This window comes from Nocardia sp. NPDC004718, assembly GCF_053601535.1.
Genome location: NZ_JBSGCA010000161.1, coordinates 1 through 1,349, shown reverse-complemented (window position 1 = coordinate 1,349; position 1,349 = coordinate 1). Strand labels below are relative to the sequence as shown.

Here is a 1,349-nt window from a genome sequence, read left to right as displayed (position 1 = left end):
CGCTCCAGGCCGCTGTCCTTGGGTGGCTGTATGCGAGTGATCTGCCGACGCCTCTGAATTCTGGGCGAGCGCAGCATCGTCCCGCTTCCCTGCGCCCAGCCGCCTACCTCGATATCGGAGCACCGTTTCCGCCTGATTGTCGGTGGCCGGCTCTTCTCATCCCGATACACCACTGACGACAGCCATCACCTCACCACGGTTTACTAGGTGAGTGGATGATGTTTTCGGTGAGCTCGTGGCTCGGTCTGCTTGTGTCGATCGGCGCCTACCCGTTCGGTGGGTTGTCGAGGTGGCTGCGGTCGGGATGATCGTGTTGGCGGTTGTGGCGCTGTTGCCGGGAGTGGCCCGCGGTGAGCCTGCGACCTCCGGGGCCGATAGTGGGTCCTCGCAGCAGTATCAGGCTCCCGCGGAGAGTTCCGCGTTCCCGACGCGGGCGGTCATCGACCGTATCGAGCCGATCACCGACCGTTGGCTGCGAGTGTTTGTGCAATCACCCGCGATGAAACGGGTCGTGCAGGTGCAGATACTGCTGCCCGCCGACCGCGGCCGGGCACGCCCCACCCTCTACATGCTCGACGGGCGGGGTGCTCCCGAGAACACCAGCAGCTGGACGCAGCACGGTCACGCGGTGGAGTTCTTCGCCGACAAAGACATCAACGTCGTGCTCACCACCGGCGGTCCGGCCAACCTCTACACCGACTGGCAACGCCGCGACCCCGTCCTGGGCACCAACAAATGGGAGACATTCCTCACCAAAGAACTGCCGCCGCTGATCGACGCACGATTCGAAGGCAACGGACGCAACGGAATCCAAGGCGTCTCCATGGGCGCCGGAGCCGCGATGATGCTCGCCTTCCGCACACCAGGCCTCTACTCTGTCGTCGCCGCCCACAGCGGCTGCTACACCGTCGCCTCCGGCACCGGCCAAGCCCAAGCCCGCGCGATCGTGAAAACCTACGGCGGCGACCCGGACAACATGTTCGGCACACCCACCGACCCCGACTGGCGCGCCCACGACGTCCTTGAACACGCGCAAGCGTTGCGTGGCACGAGAATCTACCTCTCCAGCGGCAGCGGGATCCCCGGCGAACACGACATCCCCAGCCAGGTCGAGCTCCCCGACACCATCACCATCGGAGGCCCCCTCGAAACCGGAGCCCACGAATGCGCCCGCGCCCTCGCCACCCGCCTCACTCAACTACAAATCCCCGCCACCGTGAACCTGCGACCCACCGGCACCCACTCCTGGCCCTACTGGACCGACGAACTCACCCACTCCTGGCCCACCATCACCGAAACACTCCACAACCACTGACAAGAGCCCCCGTCGTGATCTTTGCGAACCGCAT

General features: G+C 65.2%; 1 protein-coding gene. It reads left to right on the top strand.

Annotated features, from left to right (window positions below; all coding sequences use genetic code 11):
* The first annotated feature begins 304 nt into the window (after window positions 1-304).
* Window positions 305-1,315 (top strand): alpha/beta hydrolase, encoded by a 1,011-nt coding sequence (locus ACWEH3_RS36100; RefSeq protein WP_450026960.1) that lies wholly within the window; start codon window positions 305-307, stop codon window positions 1,313-1,315.
* The last annotated feature ends 34 nt before the right edge of the window (window positions 1,316-1,349 follow it).